Here is a 21,792-nt window from a genome sequence, read left to right on the forward strand (position 1 = left end):
CGCCGCCGGGGAGCCGGAGATGTACGTCCTAGAAGGAGGACTCGCATGTCCAAGACCTACGGCAAGACCCGCTGGAAGCGCTTCGCCCTGGTGATGGTGCCGAGCGTCGCGGCCACCGCGATGGTCGGCGTCTCGATCGCCAACAGCGCGCTCGCCGCCTCGTTCAGCATTTCCGGCCAGCAGTTCAAGGTCAGCACCGACCAGCTGCACGGCAACAACTTCGCCCAGTTCGGCTCGGTCGACATCGAGGCGAACGGCAAGCCGCACCCGGTCGCGGTCTCGGCCTTCGACCACGCCGACATCACCAACCTGTGCCAGTCGGTGGTGACGGACCTGTCCGCCTTCGGCCTGGGCAAGATCACCCTCCAGCTGCACGCCGGTACCGAGGCGGGCAAGCCGGTTCAGGCCGACAACCTGCTGATCGACCTTGAGCAGCTGAAGGCCGACGCGACCTTCACCCAGATGAACATCGGCCAGGACGCCTCCACCCTCTCGGGTACGGCCACCCAGGGCTGGGCCCCGCACGCGGGTGTCACCAAGGCGGGCGGCGGCGCCGGCCTGCCGTCCGGCGCGACCGGCTTCGCCCAGTCCGCCAAGACCGCCGACCTGAGCGGCGTTCAGCAGACCGCGCGGGCCACCTCGGCCGGCACCTTCAAGCTGAACGGCCTGAACCTCGCGCTGAAGAGCGGCGACGGCCCGGGCAACGAGTGCTTCTGAGTCCCGTCTGACGGCACGCCGACCGGCGTGCCGTGGTGACGAGGCCACTTCGGGCCGGGGGCGGCGGGCGACCGCCGCTTCCCGGCCCACCCCCATTGTTCTTCCCTCGTAGCGACGTCGAGGAGTTGCACCATGTCCAGCGCAACGGTCGAGACGCGGCCCCGCCAGCAGAACCCCGTCGGGTGGCTCTGGCGGCACTTCCGTGAATTCCGCCGCTCCAGGCCCTTCTGGGGCGGCCTGCTGGCCATGATCGCCGGCGTCCCGATCCTCTACTTCCCGTACGCGCACCTCACGTTCGGCGGACTGACCATCGCGATGTCCACCACGGCGGGCGCCGGGTCACTGATCATCGGGGTACTGATGATCATCCTCGGGCTGACCGCCTGGTTCCAGCCCGCCGTACGGGTCTTCGCCGGCATCGCGACCATCCTGCTGACGCTGGTCTCGATCCCGGTCTCCAACCTCGCGGGCTTCGGCCTGTCGCTGCTGCCGGGCCTGATCGGCGGCGGGCTGATGGTCTCCTGGGCGCCGCTGCCCGAGCCGTCGACCGCGCCGGTCAAGGGGCGGCGCGCCCGCCGCGGCGGGCCGGCGGACAACGCGGTGGCGGAGAGCGTCGCCACCGAGCCGGCCGCCGCCGTAGCCACGGAGAACGCCGCAGCCACGGAGACCGTCGCAGCCACGGAGACCGCCGCCGGGACGGCCGAAGCCGTCGGGGCCCCGGCTGCCGAGGCCCCCACCGCCAAGCTGCCCGCCCAGGCCGCGCCGAAGGAGCCCGCCGCCGAGCCGGCCGCCGAGGCCGCCGTCCCGCGGCAGTCCGCCGCCGGGGAGCAGGAGGAGGCGCGGTGAGCGGGCCGGCCGAGCAAGCAGAGGGCACGGCCGTCCCCGCGCAGCGCTCCGGCCGGCACGCCGCGCCGCGCACGCCGATCCGGGTCCGGCTGAGAGGCCGCGCCCTGGCGATGGCCGCGGTGCCGACCGCGCTGCTGATGGCCGCGGCCTACACGCCCAACCCGGCGGTCGCCGAGTCCGCGGCGGGCAAGCCGTGCGGCAACGCGCCGGTGGCCGTCCCGGACGTGACGCCGATCGAGACGCCCGTCCCCAAGAGCGAGCTGCCCGAGCCGCCGCCCGCGTCGTCCGGCACACCCGGTACGGTGTCGACGCCCTCGGCCGGCCCGAGTTCGGTGCCGACCACCACCCCGACCCGGACGCCGACCGCGGCGCCGACCACCGCGCCGGTGAAGCCGCCGGCCACCACGACCACTCCGTCCGCCGTCCGCTCCGCCACCACCGGCGGCTCGGGCGCGGTGAGCGCGGTCTACCGGGGCACCGGCGACGGGACGGCCACCGCGAGCCAGGCCGGGCTGATCGACGACCTCGTCGGCGGCATCAACCACCTGCTGAACCCGGGGAGTCCGACCGGTCCGACGCCGAGCGCGACACCCGGTGCCACCCCCCAGGGGCCGGCCGCCCCGGCCCCGCGGGTCGGCACCCCGGCGCAGCCCGCCCCGTCGCAGTCCCCGGCCGCCGGCTCCGGGCAGGCCGCGCCGCCCGCCGCCCAGTCGTCGGGTGCCCAGCCGTCCGCTGCCCAGTCGTCCGCCGCCCAGCCCTCGGGCGGGCAGCCCTCGCCGGCCGCCACCGCCTCCGGCGCCAAGCCGGGTGCGAAGCCGGCCCCGACGGCGAGTGCTTCGGCGAGCTCCTCGGCCACCGCGACCCCGTCCGCCTCGCCCACCGCGAACCCCAACTGCGATGTGGACGCGCGCAGTCTGACCGCCGGCGCGGCCTCCACCGAGCAGGTCGTCCCGGAGCAGAACTGGACGCTGCAGACGAGCCGGCTCGGCCTGCACGGCGCGGTCTTCCACGGCGTCTACGACGTGAAGTCCCCGACCGGCACCAAGCGGGTGCTGAAGTTCGTGGTCGACAACGTGGACATCGAGAACCTCGACATGTCGACCCTGGAGGGCAACGGCGTCACCTTCCACGTCCAGGGCGCCCCGGGTTCGACCTCGACCATGCGCAACGGCCCGGTCACCATGTACGTGGAGCGGCTGTCCGGCCACCTGTCCAAGCTGCTGGGCCTGCCGATCCCGATCGACCTGGGCGAGATCACCCTCACCCCGGACACCCTGCCGCGCTGGCTGTACGACCTGATCGGCGCCATCCCGATCCCACTGGACCTGGAGCTGACCGGGGTCACCGCCAAGCAGGCCGGCCAGTTCGGCGGCACCCTGCACATCCCGGGGATGCACCTGTTCAACGACAACGCGCCCTACAGCGACAAGTAGCGGAACGCACGACGCCCGTGGGGCGGCCCTCCGTCGAGGAGGAGCCGCCCCACGGGCGTTCGCGGGACCGCCTACTCGCCGTGCGAGCCCAGGCGGTGCACCTGCACCATGTTGGTGGTGCCGGGGATGCCGACCGGGACACCGGCGGTGACGATCACGGTGTCGCCCTGCGTCAGCCGGCCCATCTTCAGCAGCTCGCGGTCGACCTGCGCGACCATCGCGTCGGTGGTGGCCACCTGCTCGGTGACGTACGACTCGACGCCCCAGCTCAGCGAGAGCTGGTTGCGGGTGGCCGAGTCCGGGGTGAACGCGACCACCGGGATCGGCGAGCGGTAGCGGGACAGCCGGCGCGCGGTGTCACCGGACTTGGTGAACGCGACCAGGGCCTTGCCGTTCAGGAAGTCGCCCAGCTCGCACGCGGCGCGGGCGACGGAGCCGCCCTGGGTGCGCGGCTTGCGGCCCGGGTTGAGCGGCTGCAGGCCCTGGGAGACCAGCTCCTCCTCGGCCTTCTCGCAGATCCGGCTCATGGTGCGGACGGTCTCGACCGGGTACTTGCCGACGCTGGACTCGGCGGAGAGCATCACCGCGTCGGTGCCGTCCAGGATGGCGTTGGCGACGTCGGAGACCTCGGCGCGGGTCGGGCGCGAGGCGTGGATCATCGACTCCATCATCTGGGTGGCGACGATGACCGGCTTGGCGTTGCGACGGGCCAGGGTGATCAGCTGCTTCTGGACCAGCGGCACCCGCTCCAGCGGGTACTCGACGGCCAGGTCGCCGCGGGCGACCATGATGGCGTCGAAGGCGAGGACGATCTCCTCCATGGCCTCGACGGCCTGCGGCTTCTCGATCTTGGCGATGACCGGCACCCGGATGCCGACCTCGTCCATGACCTCGTGGACGTCCTTGATGTCGTCCGCGTTGCGGACGAAGGACAGGGCGATCATGTCGACGCCCAGGCGCAGCGCGAAGCGCAGGTCGTCCTTGTCCTTCTCGGACAGGGCGGGCACGTTCACGGCCGCGCCGGGCAGGTTGATGCCCTTGTTGTTCGAGAGCACGCCGCCCTCGACCACCACGGTCTTCACCCGCGGGCCGTCGACGCTGACGACCTCCAGGGCGATGACGCCGTCGTTGATCAGGATCGGGTCGCCGGGCTTCACGTCGCCGGGCAGGCCCTTGTAGGTGGTGCCGCAGATGTGCTGGTCACCGGGGACGTCCTCGGTGGTGATGGTGAACTCGTCGCCGTTGTCGACGGTCACCGGGCCGTTGGCGAAGGTCGCCAGACGGATCTTGGGACCCTGGAGGTCGGCCAGGACGCCGATGGCCTTGCCGGTGTCCTCCGAGACCTGGCGGACCTTGCGGTACCGCTCCTCGTGGTCCGCGTGGTTGCCGTGGCTCATGTTCAGTCGGGCGACGTTCATGCCCGCCTCGACGATGGCCTTCAGCTGTTCGTAGGAGTCCGTCGCCGGACCCAGGGTGCAGACAATTTTCGCTCGGCGCATATGGATCAGTCTATCCGTTCGTGTTATAGGTGCATTCGGCACGGATCGGGAGGAATCGCCGACGAATGATCCCGAGGGGCGAGACAATTCCGTGTCAGTCCTCGGACTGTTCACCTTCCCGGTGCACCAGGGCGAAGGCCTGTCGGGCGATCTCCAGCTCCTCGTCGGTGGGCACCACCGCGACCGCCACCCGGGAGAACTCGGGCGAGATGATCCGGGCGTCGCCGGACCGCACCGAGTTCAGCTCCGGGTCCACGGCGATGCCCAGCTCCTCCAGCCCGGCGGTGGCCGCCGCGCGCACCGGCGCCGCGTTCTCCCCGACGCCCGCGGTGAACGCGATCGCGTCCACCCGGCCGAGCACCGCGTAGTAGCCGCCGATGTACTTGCGCAGCCGGTGGACGTACGCGTCGAAGGCGAGCCTCGCGTCCGTGTCCCCCTCGTCGGCGCGGCGCATGATCTCTCGCATGTCGTTCTCGCCGCACAGGCCGCGCAGGCCGCTGCGGCGGTTGAGCAGGTCGTCGATCTCGTCCACGGACAGGCCGCCGACCCGGTGCAGGTGGAACACCACCCCGGCGTCGATGTCACCCGAACGGGTGCCCATGACCAGGCCCTCCAGCGGGGTCAGGCCCATCGAGGTGTCCACGCAGCGGCCGCCGCTGACCGCCGAGGCGGAGGCGCCGTTGCCCAGGTGCAGCACGATCACGTTGACCTCGGCCGGGTCCTTGCCGAGCAGCCGGGCGGTGGCCCGCGAGACGTACTGGTGCGAGGTGCCGTGGAAGCCGTAGCGGCGCACCCGGTGCTCGTCCGCGACGGCCTTGTCGATCGCGTAGCGGGCCGAGTACTCGGGCATCGAGGCGTGGAAGGCGGTGTCGAACACGGCCACCTGCGGCAGGTCCGGCCGCAGCGCGTGGGCCACCTCGATGCCGGTGATGTTCGCCGGGTTGTGCAGCGGCGCGACCGGGATCAGCCGGCGGATCTCCTTCAGCACCTCGTCCGTGATCACGGTCGGCTCGGTGAACCGCTTGCCGCCGTGCACCACCCGGTGGCCGATCGCGGCCAGCTCGGGGGAGTCCAGCCCGAGGCCGTCCGCGGACAGCTCCTCGGCGACGGCCTTCAGCGCGGCCGAGTGGTCCGGGAAGGCCTGCGACAGCTCGCGCTTCCCGCCGTCGCGCGGGGTGTGCACCAGCCGGCCGCCGGGCTCGCCGATCCGCTCCACCAGCCCGGAGGCCAGCCGGTCGCCGTCCAGCATGTCGATCAGCTGGTACTTCACCGACGAGGAGCCGGCGTTGAGCACCAGAACGCGCGTCCCTCCACTCATGCGCCCACCTCGCTGCGCTCGGCGGTCGCTTCGCGAAACACGCACCTGCTGATGATTCGCTCGCTCCGCTCGCTCATGCCTGGGGCTCCTTGTCGTCCTGGGCCTGGATGGCGGTGATCGCCACGGTGTTGACGATGTCCTGCACCAGCGCCCCGCGCGAGAGGTCGTTGACGGGCTTGCGCAGCCCCTGCAGCACCGGGCCGACCGCGACCGCGCCGGCCGAGCGCTGGACGGCCTTGTAGGTGTTGTTGCCGGTGTTGAGGTCCGGGAAGATCAGCACGGTCGCCCGCCCGGCCACCGCCGACCCCGGCAGCTTGGCCGCCGCGACGTGGGCGTCCACCGCCGCGTCGTACTGGATCGGGCCCTCGACCAGGATGTCCGGCCGCAGCTCGCGGACCAGCTCGGTGGCCTTGCGGACCTTGTCGACGTCCGCGCCCGAGCCGGAGGTGCCGGTCGAGTACGAGAGCATCGCGACCCGCGGCTCCACGCCGAACTGGGCGGCGGTGGCGGCGGACTGGATCGCGATGTCGGCCAGCTGCTGGGCGTCCGGGTCGGGGTTGACCGCGCAGTCTCCGTACACCAGCACCTTGTCGGCCAGGCACATGAAGAAGACGCTCGACACGATGGACGCGCCCGGTGAGGTCTTGATCACCTCGAAGGCGGGCCGGATCGTCGCCGCGGTGGAGTGCGCCGCGCCGGAGACCATGCCGTCGGCGATGCCCTCCTGGACCATCAGGGTGCCGAAGTAGGAGACGTCGGTGACCACGTCCAGGGCCAGCTCGACGGTCATCCCCTTGTGGGCGCGCAGCCGGGCGTACAGCTCGGCGAACTGGCGGCGCAACGGGCTGGTGGCCGGGTCCACGACCCGGACCTGGGCCCGGTCGGCGCCCGCGTCCACCTGCGGGAGGACGATGCCCAGGGCGGCGGCCTTGCGGCGCACCGCGTCGACCTCGCCGAGCAGGGTGAGGTCGCAGATGTTGCGGCGCAGCAGGATCTCGGCCGCGCGCAGCACCCGCTCCTCGGTGCCCTCCGGCAGCACCACGTGCCGGCGGCCCGCCCGGGCGCGCTCCAGCAGCTCGTGCTCGAACATCATCGGGGTGACCCGCTCCGACCGGCCGACCTCGATCCGGTTGGTCAACTCGACGGTGTCCACGTGCAGTTCGAACAGGCCGAGGGCGATCTCGGCCTTCCGGGGGCTGGCCGCGGTGAGTTTGCCCTCCAGGTGGGTCAGGGTGGCGGCGGTGGGCCAGCTGCCCTCGGGGACGACCGCCACCGGGGTGCCGGGGGCGAGCCGGGCGGCCAGCGCCAGCACGTTCGGGCCGGGGTGCTGGCCGAGGGTCAGCAGCACGCCGGCGATCGGCGGCGCACCGGCCGCGTGCGCGGCCAGCGAACCGATCACCAGGTCCGCGCGGTCCCCGGGGGTGACCACCAGGGCGCCCTCGGTCAGCGCGTCCAGGAAGGTGGGCAGCATGGCGCCGCCGAAGACGAAGCCCCGCACGTCCCGGGCCAGCCCGGCCGCGTCACCGAGCAGCACCTCGGCGCCGGTCGACTCGACCAGCTGGGCGACGGTCGGAGCGGCCAGCGCCGGCTCCTCCGGGATGACGTACGCGGGGATCGGCAGCTTCTCGGTGAGCGCGCGCTGGATCCGCTGCTCGGCGCCCGGGGCGGTCCGGTTGGCGATCATCGCCAGGGTCTCGCAGCCGAGGTCGGTGTACGCCCGGTGGGCGCCCAGGACCTCGGCGATCACCGCCTCCGCCTCCTTGCCCTGCCCGCCGACCACCGGCAGCACCGCGGCGCCGAACTCGTTGGCGAGCCGGGCGTTGAAGGCCAGCTCGTCCGGGATGTTGGTGTCCGCGAAGTCGGTGCCGAGCACCAGCACGGCCTGGCAGCGCCGCTCCAGCGCGCGGAACCGGTCCACCAGCGTGGAGACCAGCTCGTCCTGCCCCCGGGCGGCCTGCAGCGCGGCGGCCTCCTCGTAGGTGAGCCCGTACAGCTCCTGGCTCGGCAGCTCGATCCGGTACCGCCCGCGCAGCAGCTCCACCACGTGGTCGGACCCCGACTCCCCGGGCGCCGCCGCGTGCACCAGCGGACGGAACACCCCGACCCGGTCCACCTGGCGGGTGAGCAGTTCCATGACCCCGAGTTCGACCGCCTGTCGGCCGTCCCCCCGGTCGATCCCGGTCACGTACACGCTGCGCGCCACGCGGATGTCTCCGTCCCGTCGCCTCGGAAGGTGGTCATATCGACCATACCTTCGCACCCCGAACCCCCGTCCGCGAGCAGAGCCCCACCCCGGTGGCAACCGGCCGGTGCCGAGCCCTTCCGCGCCGGGCTCACCGACTTCGTCACCGACGACCGCGAGCTGGGCCGGGCCGCCGAGGACCTCGGGTTCCCGGTCGCCGTCCCCGGCTCGGCGCCCGCCCGATGGGGCGGGCGCCCGGGGGTGGTCAGGCCGGCCGGAGCCAGATGGTGGCGAGCGGGGGGAGGACGAGTTCGGCGGAGCGCGGCTGGCCGTTCCACTCCACGGCTTCGGTCTTGACCGGGTGGGAGTTGCCGGTGCCGCTGCCGCCGTAGGTCTCGGCGTCGGTGTTCAGCACTTCCTCCCAGAGCTGTTCGCGGCCGTCCAGGGCGGGCAGGCCGACCCGGTGGCCGTGGCGGACGACGGGGGAGAAGTTGCAGACGGCGACCAGCGGGGTGCCGTCGGCGGCGTGGCGGACGAAGGAGAGCAGGTTGTCCTCGGCGGCGCCGCCGTCGAGCCAGCGGAAGCCGTCGGGGGTGGTGTCGAGTTCCCAGAGGGCGGGGGTGTCCCGGTAGATCCGGTTGAGGTCGCGGACGAGGCGGCGTACGCCCTGGTGGTCCTGGTGGGCGGGCCACTGCCGGTCGAGCACCCACCACTGCGGGCCCTGTTCGTGGTCCCATTCGCCGCCCTGCGCGAACTCCTGCCCCATGAACAGCAGTTGCTTGCCGGGGTGGGACCACATGAAGCCCAGGTAGGCGCGGTGGTTGGCGCGCTGCTGCCACCAGTCGCCGGGCATCTTGGAGACCAGGGCCTGCTTGCCGTGGACGACCTCGTCGTGGGAGATCGGCAGGACGTAGTTCTCGGAGTAGGCGTACACCATCGAGAAGGTGATCTCGTTGTGGTGGTACTTGCGGTGCACCGGCTCCTTGGAGATGTAGACCAGCGAGTCGTGCATCCAGCCCATGTTCCACTTCAGGCCGAAGCCGAGGCCGCCGGCGTCGGTGGGGCGGGTGACGCCGTCCCAGGCGGTGGACTCCTCGGCGATGGTGATCACGCCGGGGCAGCGCCGGTAGACGGTGGCGTTCATCTCCTGGAGGAAGGCGGCCGCGTCCAGGTTCTCCCGGCCGCCGTGCTGGTTGGGCGTCCAGGCGCCGCCCTCGCGGGAGTAGTCGAGGTAGAGCATCGAGGCGACGGCGTCGACCCGCAGGCCGTCGATGTGGAACTCCTCGCACCAGTAGACGGCGTTGGCGACGAGGAAGTTGCGGACTTCGGTGCGGCCGTAGTCGAACTCCAGCGTGCCCCAGTCGGGGTGTTCGGCGCGCAGCGGGTCGGCGGGTTCGTACAGCGGTTCGCCGTCGAAGCGGGCGAGGGCGAAGTCGTCCTTGGGGAAGTGCGCGGGCACCCAGTCGACGATCACGCCGATGCCGTGCTGGTGCAGGGTGTCGACCAGGTGGCGGAAGTCGTCGGGGCTGCCGAGCCGGGCGGTGGGGGCGTAGTAGCCGGAGACCTGGTAGCCCCAGGAGCCGCCGAAGGGGTGCTCCATCACCGGCATGAACTCCACGTGGGTGAAGTTCAACTCCTTGAGGTAGCGGGGGAGTTCTTCGGCGATGGCACGGTAGTCGGTGAGGTCGGGCCGCCAGGAGGCCAGGTGCAGCTCGTACACCGACATGGGTGCCCGGTGGTGCGCGGTGCGGGCCCGGCGGGCCATCCACTCCTCGTCCTGCCACCGGTGGGTGGAGGAGGTGACGACGGAGGCGGTGCCGGGCGGGCACTGGGCGGCCCGGGCCAGCGGGTCGGCCTTGTCGAGCACCCAGCCCTGCCGGGTGTGGATCTCGTACTTGTACGTGGTGCCCTCGGCGAGGCCGGGGACGAACAGCTCCCAGATGCCGGAGGAGCCGAGCGAGCGCATCGGGTGGCCGGTGCCGTTCCAGTGGTTGAAGTCGCCGATGAGGCGCACCCCGGCGGCGTTCGGCGCCCAGACCGCGAAGGCGGTGCCGGCGACGCCGTCGACGGTGCGCAGGTGCGAGCCGAGTGCCTGCCACAGCTGCTCGTGCCGGCCTTCGGAGATCAGGTGGAGGTCGAGTTCGCCGAGGGTGGGCCGGGTGCGGTAGCCGTCGTGCTGGCGCAGGGGTTCACCGCCGGGGTAGCTCACCAGCAGGGTGTAGTCGGGGAGTTCGCCGCCCGCCAGCAGGCCGGTGAACAACCCGCCCTGCTGGTGGGTGAGTTCGGCCGGTCCGTGGGCGGTGTCGACCACCACCCGCTCGGCGAACGGGCGCAGCACCCGGATCGCCGTGCCGCCGTGCACCGGGTGGGCGCCGAGCAGGGCGTGCGGGTCGTGGTGCTGGCCGCTCACCAGCCGGTCGACCTCGGCGGGGGGCAGTGGCGCCTCGGGGAGGCGCAGGGCCCCGGCGGGGGTGTCCGCCGGAACGCGGGGAGGAGTGGGCTCGTGGGCCTCCCGGGGCTCGCCCCGTTCGGGGGTTCCGGCCAGGAAGGTGGCCGGTACGGGGCGGGTGGGGCGGCCGGTCGGGTCGAGCGGCGTCACGGCGTGGTCCTCCAGCGGCGGGGGTGGGCGAACTCGTGGCGGGCGGGACGGGGGTCGAGTGGGACGGGGTTCGAGGGGACGGGGTTCGAGGGGACGGGTTCGGGCGGGGGTGGTCAGACGGACAGGGCGAGCCGGTTGATCGCGGCCAGCGGGATCGGCAGCCAGCTGGGCCGGTGCCGGGCCTCGTACACGACCTCGTACACCGCCTTGTCGATCTCCAGCGCCCGCATCAGTTCCGGTGAGGCCGCCGGGTCGGCGCCGCCTCCGGCGGTGTAGCCGGCGCAGAAGGCGGTGCGGTTGCGCTGGGCCCAGGCGGCGGCGAGGTGGGCGAGCTCCGGGTCGACCGGGCCGCCGGCCAGCAGGTGGGCGGCCGCGTAGTCGAAGGAGCGCAGCATCGCGGCGACGTCGCGCAGGGCGGGCTGGGGTTCGCGCCGTTCGTTGACGGACTTGGCGGGTTCGCCCTCGAAGTCGAGCAGTACCCAGCCGTGCGGGGTGCGCATGGCCTGGCCGAGGTGGAGGTCGCCGTGGATGCGCTGGACGGGCAGGCCGTCCGGGTGGGCGTCGGCGAGTTGCTGGAAGGCGGTGCGCAGGGCGGCCCGGAAGCGCAGCAGGCCGGGGACGGCGGCGACGGCGCTGTCCAGCCGGTCGGCCATGGCGGTGGCGAGCCGGCCGGTCTGGGTGCGGTCGAGCCGGGCGACGGGCATGGAGCGGGCGAGCACCCGGTGGACTTCGGCGGTGGCCCGGCCGAGCCGGTGGGCCTCGATGGCGAAGTTGCCGGGGGAGCGGTCGCCCTTGAGCCGGCCGACCTGGTCGAGGGCGAGTTCCCAGCCGTCCTCGGCGTCCGGCAGGTAGCGCTGGAGCAGTCCGAGGGTGGCGGGTTCGGCGCGTTCCATCCGGCTCTCGAACCAGGCGGCGACCCGGGGGATGCGGGTGGAGCCGGCCCGGGAGAGGGCGAGCGAGAGTTCCAGGTCGGGGTTGGTGCCGGGGTGGATGCGCCGGAACAGCTTGAGGATGTACGAGGTGCCGTAGATGACGGAGCTGTTGGACTGTTCGGCGGTGGAGGCCCGGCCGGGGAGGTTGGCGGGCAGTCCGGAGCCTGGGGTGCGGCGGAAGGACAGCGAGCCGAACCGGTCGCCGGTGGCCAGGTGTTCCAGCAGCCGGCCGGTGAGTTCGGGGTCGTGCACCGCGTCGTAGAGGGTGGCGCCGTCGTACGGGCCCTGGCTGAGCCGGCCGAGCACGGCGCCGGGTTCGATGTCCGCGGGGCCCTGGGAGCGGATGCCGAGCAGGAGTTGGTAGGTGTCGCCGTGCGGGAGGCCGGCCGTGGTGGCGTGCTCGACCCGCAACAGCAGGTGCAGCAGGGCGGGGTCGCCGACCTGCAGCGGGGTGCCGACCACCGGGACGAGTCCGGTGATGGGGCGTCCCTTCCCGGCGTACCAGCGTTGGGTGGGGAGCCAGTCGGCGATCAGCGGCACGGCCGCCTGGATGAGTTCGCTGACCCCCAGGGCGGTTCTCCGGGCTCCGGTGCCCCGAGCGCCCGGGTGCGCGGCGGAGCCGGCCGGGGCGTCGTGCTGCACATGGGCTTGAGAACGGGAGGTTTCGGACATGACTCCCTTTCCCCGGAAGCACGCGGACGGCCCGACGGGTCGTGGCCGGGGTCCGACAGTCTTCCGGATTTCGGCGGCGCGGCGGTCGCGGCACGCGAGCACGGCTCGGGTGTCACGCCTTCGTGTGGGTAGCCGTTGGGCTGTTCTCCGTACGCGGTGGTGCAGAGAACTCCGGGGGCGCGGGGGTCAACTCGCGCCCCCGGAGGGTCTGGTGGTGCTGTGCGGGCCGCGGGTGGCAGGGTGCGGCGGATCGTTACTTCGATCGCCTGGTTCCGCTCAGGCGCGGGGGCTGTCGGAGCTGGAACCAGTAGAAGCCGTGTCCGGCGAGCGTGAGCAGGTAGGGCCACTCGCCGATCGACGGGAAGCGCACCCCGCCGATCAGCTCGACCGGGTACCGTCCGCCGTACTGCCGCAGGTCCAGCTCGGTCGGCTGCGCGAACCGCGAGAAGTTGTTCACGCACATGACCAGGTCCCCCTCGTACTCGCGCACGAAGGCCAGCACGGCGGGGTTGCTGGACGGCAGCTCGGTGTAGGTGCCCAGGCCGAACGCCGGGTTGAGCTTGCGGATCTCGATCATGCGACGCGTCCAGTGCAGCAGCGAACTCGAACTGCTCTGCTGCGCTTCGACGTTGGTCACCTGGTAGCCGTACACCGGGTCCATGATGGGCGGCAGACTGAGCCTGCCCGGGTCGGCGGAGGAGAAACCCGCGTTGCGGTCCGGGGTCCACTGCATCGGCGTGCGCACGCCGTCCCGGTCGCCCAGCCAGATGTTGTCGCCCATGCCGATCTCGTCCCCGTAGTAGAGGACCGGCGAGCCCGGCAGGGAGAACAGCAGGGCGGTGAACAGTTCGATCTGGTTGCGGTCGTTCTCCAGCAGGGGGGCGAGCCGGCGGCGGATGCCCACGTTGGCGCGCATCCGCGGGTCCTTGGCGTACTCCGCGTACATGTAGTCGCGCTCCTCGTCGGTGACCATCTCCAGGGTCAGCTCGTCGTGGTTGCGCAGGAAGATGCCCCACTGGCAGCCGCCGGGGATCTGCGGGGTCTTGGCGAGGATCTCCGACACCGGGTACCGGGACTCCCGGCGCACGGCCATGAAGATCCGCGGCATCACCGGGAAGTGGAACGCCATGTGGCACTCGTCGCCGCCCGCGGTGAAGTCGCCGAAGTAGTCGACCACGTCCTCCGGCCACTGGTTGGCCTCGGCGAGCAGCACGGTGTCCGGGTAGTCGGCGTCGATCTCCTTGCGGACCCGGCGGAGGAACTCGTGGGTCTCGGGGAGGTTCTCGCAGTTGGTGCCCTCGCGGGCGAACAGGTACGGCACCGCGTCCAGCCGGAAGCCGTCGATGCCGAGGTCGAGCCAGAACCGCAGCCCGGCGATCATCTCGTCCTGAACGCGGGGGTTGTCGTAGTTGAGGTCCGGCTGGTGCGAGAAGAACCGGTGCCAGTAGTACTGCTTGCGGACCGGGTCGTAGGTCCAGTTGGAGGTCTCGGTGTCGACGAAGATGATCCGGGCGTCCGGGTACTGCTTGTCGTCGTCGGCCCACATGTAGAAGTCGCCGTACGGCCCGTCCGGGTCGGCCCGGGACGCCTGGAACCACGGGTGCTGGTCGCTGGTGTGGTTCATGACGAAGTCGATGATCACGCGCATGCCGCGGGCGTGGGCGGCGTCGGTGAACTCCATGAAGTCGGCGAGGTCGCCGAACTCCGGCAGCACCGACTTGTAGTCGGCGACGTCGTAGCCGCCGTCGCGCAGCGGCGAGGCGAAGAAGGGCGGGAGCCAGAGGCAGTCGACGCCGAGCCACTGCAGGTAGTCGAGCTTGGCCGTGAGCCCCTTGAGGTCCCCGACCCCGTCGCCGTTGCTGTCCTGGAAGGACCGCACCAGCACCTCGTAGAAGACCGCACGTTTGAACCACTCCGGGTCCAGGTTCTTCTTCGAGGTCTCCGGGAAGGTGTCGGGGACGGGCTCGTTCACTGTCACGCTGGGTTCCTCCGAACCGTGAGGAGGTGAGCCGGCTCGGCTGAGGGATCGAGCCGGACGTAGTTGTGCCGGCCCCAGGTGTAGACGGCGCCGGTGAGCTCGTCGTGCACCGCGTAGGGCCCGTCGCCGTCGAGGGTGACGGTGGCCTCCTGGACGTGGTGCGGGTCGAGGTTGACCACCGTGATCACGCGGTCGGTCAGGCCCTCGGGGGTGGTCGCGGTCTTGGAGTAGGCGAGCACCTGCTCGTTGTCGGTGGGGTGGAAGCGCAGGTCGCGCAGCTGCTGCAGGGCGGGGTGGCGCCGGCGCAGCCGGTTCAGCACGGTGAGCAGCGGGGCGAGGGTGTCGGGGCGGTTCCAGTCGCGGGGGCGCAGCTCGTACTTCTCCGAGTGGAGGTACTCCTCGGAGCCCGGGTGGGCCGGCTCGTTCTCGCACAGCTCGTAGCCGGCGTAGACGCCGTAGCTGGGGGAGAGGGTGGCGGCGAGCACGGCGCGGATCGCGAAGGCGGCGCGGCCGCCGCGCTGGAGGAAGGCGTGCAGGATGTCCGGGGTGTTGGCGAAGAAGTTGGGGCGCATGTAGGCGGCCGCGTCGCCGGTGAGTTCGGTGAGGTACTCGGTGAGTTCGTTCTTGGTGTTGCGCCAGGTGAAGTACGTGTACGACTGGTGGAAACCGATCTTCGCCAGGGTGTGCATCATCGCCGGGCGGGTGAACGCCTCCGCCAGGAACACCACATCGGGGTCGGTGCGGGCGATGTCGTCGAGCACCTTCTCCCAGAACACCACCGGTTTGGTGTGGGGGTTGTCGACCCGGAAGATCCGGACGCCGTGGGACATCCAGAACCGGAGGATCCGGACGGTTTCCTTGACGATTCCGTCCATGTCCTGGTCGAAGTTGATCGGATAGATGTCCTGGTACTTCTTCGGCGGGTTCTCGGCGTACGCGATGGTGCCGTCGGCGCGATGGCTGAACCACTCCGGATGCTTGTTCACCCACGGGTGGTCGGGGGAGCACTGGAGGGCGAAGTCCAGCGCCACCTCCAGGTGCAGCGCCTTGGCCTCGGCGACGAAGTGGTCGAAGTCCTCGATGGTGCCGAGGTCCGGGTGGACGGCGTCGTGGCCGCCCTCGGGCGAGCCGATCGCCCACGGCGAGCCGACGTCGTGCGGACCGGCCGTCAGGGTGTTGTCCGGGCCCTTGCGGAAGGCTCGTCCGATCGGGTGCACCGGCGGCAGGTAGACCACGTCGAAGTCCATCGCGGCGACCGCCGGCAGCCGTTCGGCGGCGGTGCGCAGGGTGCCCGAACGCGGCGGCTCGACCCCGTTCGGGTCCACCACCGCACCCTCCGAACGGGGGAAGAACTCGTACCAGGAGCCGAACAGCGCGCGCTCGCGGTCCACCTGCAGCGGCAGCGGACGGGAGGCGCTGAGCAGCTCGCGCAGCGGGTGACGGGCCAGCAGCTCCAGCACCTCGGGGGCGAGCGCGGCGGCCAGCCGGGACAGCGGCGGCAGCCCCGGGTCGCGCAGCGCGCCCGCGGCGGCCAGCACGTGCGCCCGGCCGTCCTTCTTCGGCACCCCGGCGGCGGCCTGCTCCAGCAGCCGGGCGCCCTCCTCCAGCACCAGCGCGGTGTCGATCCCGGCCGGCAGCTTCACCGCGGCGGTCTTGCGCCAGGTGGCGATCGGGTCGCTCCACGCCTCCACCAGGTACGACCAGCGGCCGGGCGCGGTCGGGGTGACGTGCGCCCCCCAGCGGTCGGTGCCCTCGGCCAGCTCGCGCATCGGCGTCCACGGGCCGCTGCGGCCGCGCGGGTCGCGCAGCACCACATTGGCGTTGACGGCGTCGTGGCCCTCGCGGAAGACCGTCGCGGTGACCGGGAAGGTCTCGCCGACGACGGCCTTGGCCGGGCGGCGGCCGGCGTCGATCTGGGGGCTGACGTCCAGGACGGGGATGCGGCCGATCACGGTGTCGCTCTCTGTCGTCTTGCGGGCGGAGGGCTTGGCGGCGGTCTTGCGGGCGGGGGCCTTGCGGGCGGGTGCCTTCGCGGCCGCGTCCGCGGGAGCGGTCTCGGCGGTGGCCTTCGCGGTGCTGCGGCGCGTGGTGGTGGTGCGCCTGCGCGGTGCCGCCACCGGGCCCTCCTCGGCCCCGGTTTGCCGGGCCGCGGTGGCGGCCCGTGCCGCGGCGGGTGATGTCGCGGCGACCTGCGCGGTGGAGGCCTGGGTTTCGGAGGATTCGGTATGGACCGCTCCGGAAACCCGGGGCGACGGCATCGCCGGGTCTGTCCGAGTGTCAGAATCCATCCGTCCGGCGGATTCCGCGACCGCTGCGTCGACGGTGTCGGCCACCGGTGTGGACTGGTCCCGCGTGTCGCCGTGCATGCCAAGCTCCTGCCCGAGATCAGCGGCAGCTCCCCACGGGCCGGAGGGGTCGGGCCGGAGGAGTACCGGGAGGACTGCTGGGTGGGGTGGACGTGCGACCGGAGCCTGCCCGCGTCGCTGTCCCCGGCAACCTGCCCGGCGCCCGCCGAACCGGTGGCGGGACACCCCGGAACCCGTGCGCGTCCCGGCGCACGCCTCCCGGGGGTACGCCCCTGGGCGGCCCGGTCGACCCGTGAACGAGCCGACCGGGCGCGAGGACACGCGTCGGTGCGCGGTGAGCGCCGAACGGGCTAAGGGAGAAGGGGAAGGATCAACGCGAAAAGGATCCGGACGTGCTGCTCCACGGGGGACTCCACCCGTCGTCGTTGTCCCCGCGGCATGAACGACCTTCGGCCATCCTCGCACTGGGGACCAGGTTTTCGCAGCGGTACGACAGTAGTTTCGGGCTTTGTCCGGAGTGGACGAGCCGCCGGAAATGGATCTGTTCCACGGAGTTCACGTATTGGTAGCGCGACGCCCCGGAATGCGCGCCTCGCGCGCCCCCTGTGCAGACCAATGCGCCGAATGCGATCTCACCAATAGGCCGAACGGATGCCCAATACTTCACTTGACCCGTAGTCAGGACGATCGGCGAGGCTACGCTTCACCGCTGTGAAGGCAATCCGCAGATTCACCGTCCGCACCGTCCTGCCCGAACAACTCCAGCCGTTGCACGAGCTGGCCCTCAACCTGCGCTGGTCCTGGCACCCCGAGACCAGGGACCTCTTCCGGTCCATGGACCCGGAGGTCTGGGCCGCGACCGGCGAGGACCCGGTGCGGCTGCTCGGAGAGGTCCCGGCCGCCCGGCTCGCCGCCCTCGCCGCCGACCGGCGGTTCCTACGCAGACTCGGCGACCTCGCCGACGACCTGCGCGAGTACCTCACCGGCCCGCGCTGGTACCAGGCCCAGCTGGACGGCGGCGCCACCCCGCCCCCCGCCGCCGTCGCCTACTTCTCGCCCGAGTACGGCATCGCCGCCGCGCTGCCCCAGTACTCCGGCGGCCTCGGCATCCTGGCCGGCGACCACCTCAAGGCCGCCAGCGACCTCGGCGTCCCGGTCATCGGCGTCGGGCTGTTCTACCGGCACGGCTACTTCCGGCAGTCCCTCGACCGGGGCGGCTGGCAGCAGGAGCGCTACCCCCTGCTGGACCCGGACGAACTGGCCGTCAGCCTGCTCCGGGAGGCCGACGGCGCCCCCACCCGGGTCGACCTCGCCCTGCCCGGCGGCCGCACCCTCGCCGCACACATCTGGAAGGCCCAGGTCGGGCGGGTCCCGCTGCTGCTGCTCGACTCCGACATCGAGGCCAACTCATCCGCCGAGCGCGACATCACCGACCGGCTCTACGGCGGCGGCAGCGAGCACCGGCTGCTCCAGGAGATGCTGCTGGGCATCGGCGGCGTCCGGGCCGTGCGCGCCTACTGCCGGCTCACCGGGCACCCCGCCCCCGAGGTCTTCCACACCAACGAGGGCCACGCCGGCTTCCTCGGCGTCGAGCGCATCCGCGAACTCGTCGCCGACCGGGCGGCCGGGCTGGACTTCGCCGCCGCCCTGGAGTCCGTCCGGGCCGGCACCCTGTTCACCACCCACACGCCCGTCCCGGCCGGCATCGACCGCTTCGACCGCGACCTGGTCGCCCGCCACTTCAGCGGCGACGCCGCGCTGCCCGGCGTCCCGGTCGAGCCGGTGCTCGCGCTCGGCGCCGAGACCTGGCGCGGCGGGGACCCGAAGCTCTTCAACATGGCCGCCATGGGCCTGCGGCTCGCCCAGCGCGCCAACGGGGTCTCCACCCTGCACGGCGAGGTCAGCCGCTCGATGTTCAACGGCCTGTGGCCCGGCTTCGACCCCACCGAGGTGCCGATCACCTCGGTCACCAACGGGGTGCACGCCGCCACCTGGATCGACCCGGCCGTGGTGCGCCTGGGTGCCGCCGAGATCGGCGCCGAACGCGCCGAGGAGGCGATGACCACCGGCGAGACCCAGCGCTGGACCGGCCTGGAGCGGATCGGCAACACCGAGATCTGGGACCTGCGCCGCAGTCTGCGCGCCCAACTGGTCGACGAGGCCCGCCGCCGGCTGCGCGCCTCCTGGCACCAGCGCGGCGCCGGCGAGGCCGAACTCGGCTGGGTCTCCTCGGTGCTCGACCCCGACGTGCTCACCATCGGCTTCGCCCGCCGGGTGCCCTCGTACAAGCGGCTCACCCTGATGCTGCGCGACCCGGTCCGGCTGCGCGCCCTGCTGCTGCACCCCACCCGGCCGGTGCAGATCGTGGTCGCCGGCAAGGCCCACCCGGCCGACGACGGCGGCAAGCGGCTGATCCAGCAGATGGTCGCCTTCGCCGACGACCCGACGGTGCGCCACCGGATCGTCTTCCTGCCGGACTACGACATGGCGATGGCCCAGCACCTCTACCCGGGCTGCGACGTCTGGCTGAACAACCCGCTCCGCCCACTGGAGGCCTGCGGCACCTCCGGGATGAAGGCCGCGCTCAACGGCTGCCTCAACCTGTCCGTCCTGGACGGCTGGTGGGACGAGTGGTACGACGGCCAGAACGGCTGGGCGATCCCCACCGCCGACGAGGGCGCCGGTGTGCTCGACCCGGAGAGCAGCGAGGCAGAGCGGCGCGACGACATCGAGGCCGCCGCGCTGTACGACCTGATCGAGGAGCAGGTGGCCGGCCGGTTCTACGACCGGGGCGACGACGGGCTGCCGCACCGCTGGATCGCCATGGTCCGGCACACCCTGGTCACCCTCGGGCCCAAGGTGCTGGCGGGGCGGATGGTCCGCGAGTACGTCGAACGGCTGTACGCCCCGGCGGCGCTGGCCCAGCGGGAGCTGGCGGCCCGCGGGCACGCGGGCGCCCGCGAGCTGGCGCTGTGGAAGGCCAAGGTCCGGGAGGGCTGGCCGGGCGTACTGGTCGAGCACGTCGAGGCCGACTGTCCGGCCGAGGCCCAGGAGCTGGGCAGCTCGCTGGCGCTGCGGGTGCAGGTCGCGCTCGGCCCGCTGGAGCCGGGCGACGTCGAGGTGCAGGTGGTGTCCGGCCGGGTGGACGAGACGGACGGCATCTCGGACGCCGCGGTGCTCGCCCTCAAGCCGGTCGGCGGCCCGGACCTGGACGGCCGCACCCGCTACGAGGGGTCGCTGGAACTCGGCCGCACCGGCCCGTTCGGCTACACCGTGCGGGTGCTGCCCGCGCACCCCCGGCTGGCCTCGCCCGCCGAACTGGGGCTGGTCGCCCTCCCGGCCGAGTCCAACGGAATGGACGCCGGGCTGCTGCGCTGAGGTCCTGAACGGACGACTGCCGTCCGGAAGTCCTACGGACGGCAGTCATCCGGTTGCCCCGCGTGTCGGGCGGGGGGAGCGTGATGGTCATGACGCGTACCATCCGCTCGGCCGTCCTTGCCGCGCTCGCCGTGCTCCTCGTGGCGTGGCCGGCCCAGGCCGCCACCGCCCCCCTCGCGGCGCCGCCGGCGACCGCGCGGCTGTCCCTGGAGATCTGCCCGCCGCAGGACCCGGTGGTCCCGGGCGAGAACGGGACCCTGGAGGTGAGGGTCACCAACCGGGGGCCGGCCACCACCACCGACGACACCCTGGTGGTGGTGCACCTCCCGCCGCCGGGCGTGGTGCAGTCGGCCGACCCGGCCGTCCCGCTGGACTACTTCGGCACCGGCAGCTCGTACAAGATCCCGGCCGGGCTGGCGCCGGGGGCGAGCTCGGTCGAGCGGCTGGCGCTGTACGTCGCGCCGATCACCTCGCCGTTCACCACCGTCAGCGGCGACGTCCAGGCCTTCTACCCGGGTGACCCGGACCAGTCCGGCCACACCACCCCGTACAGCTTCACCACCGCCGACACCAGGGCCCACTTCATGGTCGGCGCCTCCTCCGCCTGGCAGGCCGGTCGCCCGATCCCGCAGCCGGGCGACCTCACCGGCCACCCCGGGGCGACCATCGACCTGCCGCTGTGGGTGTACGACGCCGGCCCCTCGTACTCGACCCACCCGATCGACGTGGCGATCACCGTGCCCGAGCACACCACCCTGACCGGCACGCCGCCGTACGGCTGCACGGCCACCGGGCCGCGCACGCTCACCTGCCACTACGGGGCCGGGCCGCGCTACCAGGACGCGATCTTCATCGACCCGGCCGTGGTGATCGACTCCTCGACCGTCGCCGGGCAGGTGCTGCCGGGCGGGACGCTGGACGTGGTGGCCGCGCAGGAGGACTGCCCGTCGCCCGACTGGCACACCGACTACGTGGTGACCGTGGACTGACCGTGTCACGACCGGCCCCGGGAAAGGGGATGCCCGCCCGGGTGCGTGACGGCGCACCCGGACGGGCACAACTGTGGGGCTTCCTGGACGGGCACCACTGTGGGGAGTTCTACACCAGGCTGTCCCGCCAGGCACGATGCAGGGTCGCGAAACGCCCCGCGCCGTCGATCAGCTCCTGCGGGGAGCCGTCCTCGACGATCCGGCCCTGGTCCATCACCAGCACCCGGTCGGCGATCTCCACGGTGGAGAGCCTGTGGGCGATGATCACCGCGGTGCGGCCGGCCAGCACCGTGCGCATCGCCCGCTGCACGGCCTGCTCGCCGGGCACGTCCAGGGAGCTGGTGGCCTCGTCCAGGATCAGTACGGCCGGGTCGGCCAGCAGGGCGCGGGCGAAGGCGACCAGCTGGCGCTGACCGGCGGAGATCCGGCCGCCGCGCTTGCGCACGTCGGTGTCGAAGCCGTCCGGGAGCGCGGCGATGAACTCGTACGCGCCGATGTCCCGGGCGGCCTGCTCGACCTCGGCGCGGGTGGCGCCCGGGTGGCCGATCGCGATGTTCTCGCCGACGGTGCCGGAGAACAGGAAGGACTCCTGGGTCACCATCACCACCCCGCGCCGCAGTTCCGGGGTGGCGAGGTCGCGCAGGTCCACGCCGTCCAACCGGATCCGGCCCTCGGTCGGGTCGTAGAAACGGGCCAGCAGCTTGGCGAGCGTCGACTTGCCGGCGCCGGTCGCACCGACCACCGCGACCGTCTGCCCGGCCGGGATCAGCAGGTCGAAGGGGGGCAGCACCTCCTTGCCGGTCCGGTAGGCGAAGCGGGTCCCTTCGAAGGAGACCTCGCAGCCCTTGACTGTGACTCGCCCGCTCGCCTCCGGGCGCTCGGACCCGGTGCCGACGCTCTTCGCTCCGGCACTCCCTCCTACGTCGGTCGCTGGTCGCTCACC

General features: G+C 72.4%; 13 protein-coding genes. 5 read left to right on the forward strand and 8 right to left on the reverse strand.

The window, feature by feature from the left end; all coding sequences use genetic code 11:
• The first annotated feature begins 45 nt into the window (after positions 1–45).
• From ACZ3YL_RS19260 to ACZ3YL_RS19270, 3 genes are all read left to right on the forward strand, one after another.
• On the forward strand, positions 46–717 hold the full coding sequence (locus ACZ3YL_RS19260; RefSeq protein ID WP_188303909.1) for a DUF6230 family protein: 672 nt from the start codon (positions 46–48) through the stop codon (positions 715–717).
• A 132-nt stretch (positions 718–849) separates the two neighbouring features.
• Entirely contained in the window at positions 850–1,563 is a 714-nt protein-coding gene (locus ACZ3YL_RS19265) for a DUF6114 domain-containing protein (RefSeq protein WP_465658640.1), read from the forward strand.
• Entirely contained in the window at positions 1,560–2,996 is a 1,437-nt protein-coding gene (locus tag ACZ3YL_RS19270; protein WP_465658642.1) for a hypothetical protein, read from the forward strand. The genes ACZ3YL_RS19265 and ACZ3YL_RS19270 overlap by 4 nt, the downstream gene beginning before the upstream one ends.
• A 71-nt stretch (positions 2,997–3,067) precedes the next feature.
• On the opposite strand, the gene pyk is transcribed toward ACZ3YL_RS19270, so the two are convergent.
• The 7 genes from pyk to ACZ3YL_RS19305 all read right to left on the reverse strand — a co-directional run bounded on the left by pyk (position 3,068) and on the right by ACZ3YL_RS19305 (position 16,128).
• The gene (gene pyk, locus ACZ3YL_RS19275; protein ID WP_465658644.1) at positions 3,068–4,495 is read right to left on the reverse strand and encodes a pyruvate kinase; all 1,428 of its coding nucleotides are present in this window, start codon (positions 4,493–4,495) and stop codon (positions 3,068–3,070) included.
• Positions 4,496–4,589: 94 nt separating this feature from the next.
• Positions 4,590–5,813 carry an acetate kinase gene (locus tag ACZ3YL_RS19280; RefSeq protein ID WP_465658646.1) on the reverse strand — a complete coding sequence of 408 codons (1,224 nt, stop codon included), beginning with the start codon at positions 5,811–5,813 and terminating at the stop codon, positions 4,590–4,592.
• A 73-nt stretch (positions 5,814–5,886) separates the two neighbouring features.
• Complete coding sequence (pta, locus tag ACZ3YL_RS19285; RefSeq protein ID WP_188307247.1) at positions 5,887–8,016, reverse strand: phosphate acetyltransferase; 2,130 nt, start codon at positions 8,014–8,016, stop codon at positions 5,887–5,889.
• 244 nt (positions 8,017–8,260) lie between these two features.
• Positions 8,261–10,594: a 1,4-alpha-glucan branching protein GlgB gene (gene glgB / locus ACZ3YL_RS19290; RefSeq protein ID WP_465658650.1), complete on the reverse strand. Its 2,334-nt coding sequence runs from the start codon at positions 10,592–10,594 to the stop codon at positions 8,261–8,263.
• A gap of 113 nt (positions 10,595–10,707) precedes the next feature.
• Positions 10,708–12,198, reverse strand: a complete 1,491-nt coding sequence (locus ACZ3YL_RS19295) for a maltokinase N-terminal cap-like domain-containing protein (RefSeq protein WP_188307246.1) — start codon at positions 12,196–12,198, stop codon at positions 10,708–10,710.
• Between the two features lie 253 nt (positions 12,199–12,451).
• Entirely contained in the window at positions 12,452–14,176 is a 1,725-nt protein-coding gene (treS, locus tag ACZ3YL_RS19300; protein ID WP_188307245.1) for a maltose alpha-D-glucosyltransferase, read from the reverse strand.
• Positions 14,173–16,128, reverse strand: coding sequence for an alpha-1,4-glucan--maltose-1-phosphate maltosyltransferase (locus tag ACZ3YL_RS19305; RefSeq protein ID WP_188307255.1), 1,956 nt, complete (start codon positions 16,126–16,128; stop codon positions 14,173–14,175). Before ACZ3YL_RS19305 ends, treS begins: the two co-directional genes overlap by 4 nt.
• 1,065 nt (positions 16,129–17,193) lie before the next feature.
• On the opposite strand from ACZ3YL_RS19305, the gene glgP reads away from it, so the two are divergent.
• Positions 17,194–19,860: an alpha-glucan family phosphorylase gene (gene glgP / locus ACZ3YL_RS19310; RefSeq protein WP_465658654.1), complete on the forward strand. Its 2,667-nt coding sequence runs from the start codon at positions 17,194–17,196 to the stop codon at positions 19,858–19,860.
• 89 nt (positions 19,861–19,949) lie between these two features.
• Positions 19,950–20,849, forward strand: coding sequence for a hypothetical protein (locus ACZ3YL_RS19315; RefSeq protein ID WP_465658655.1), 900 nt, complete (start codon positions 19,950–19,952; stop codon positions 20,847–20,849).
• Positions 20,850–20,958: 109 nt separating this feature from the next.
• On the opposite strand, the gene ACZ3YL_RS19320 is transcribed toward ACZ3YL_RS19315, so the two are convergent.
• On the reverse strand, positions 20,959–21,792 hold an 834-nt coding region (locus tag ACZ3YL_RS19320; protein WP_465658657.1), incomplete at its 5' end, for an ABC transporter ATP-binding protein.

This window comes from Kitasatospora sp. NPDC023176 (assembly GCF_055560495.1).

Bases quoted from the DNA above. Each gene is read 5' to 3' on its own strand.
- ACZ3YL_RS19260 (WP_188303909.1), top strand. From the start codon at position 46: ATGTCCAAGACCTACGGCAAGACCCGCTGGAAGCGCTTCGCCCTGGTG.
- ACZ3YL_RS19265 (WP_465658640.1), top strand. From the start codon at position 850: ATGTCCAGCGCAACGGTCGAGACGCGGCCCCGCCAGCAGAACCCCGTC.
- pyk (WP_465658644.1), bottom strand. From the start codon at position 4,495: ATGCGCCGAGCGAAAATTGTCTGCACCCTGGGTCCGGCGACGGACTCC.
- ACZ3YL_RS19280 (WP_465658646.1), bottom strand. From the start codon at position 5,813: ATGAGTGGAGGGACGCGCGTTCTGGTGCTCAACGCCGGCTCCTCGTCG.
- ACZ3YL_RS19295 (WP_188307246.1), bottom strand. From the start codon at position 12,198: ATGTCCGAAACCTCCCGTTCTCAAGCCCATGTGCAGCACGACGCCCCG.
- ACZ3YL_RS19315 (WP_465658655.1), top strand. From the start codon at position 19,950: ATGACGCGTACCATCCGCTCGGCCGTCCTTGCCGCGCTCGCCGTGCTC.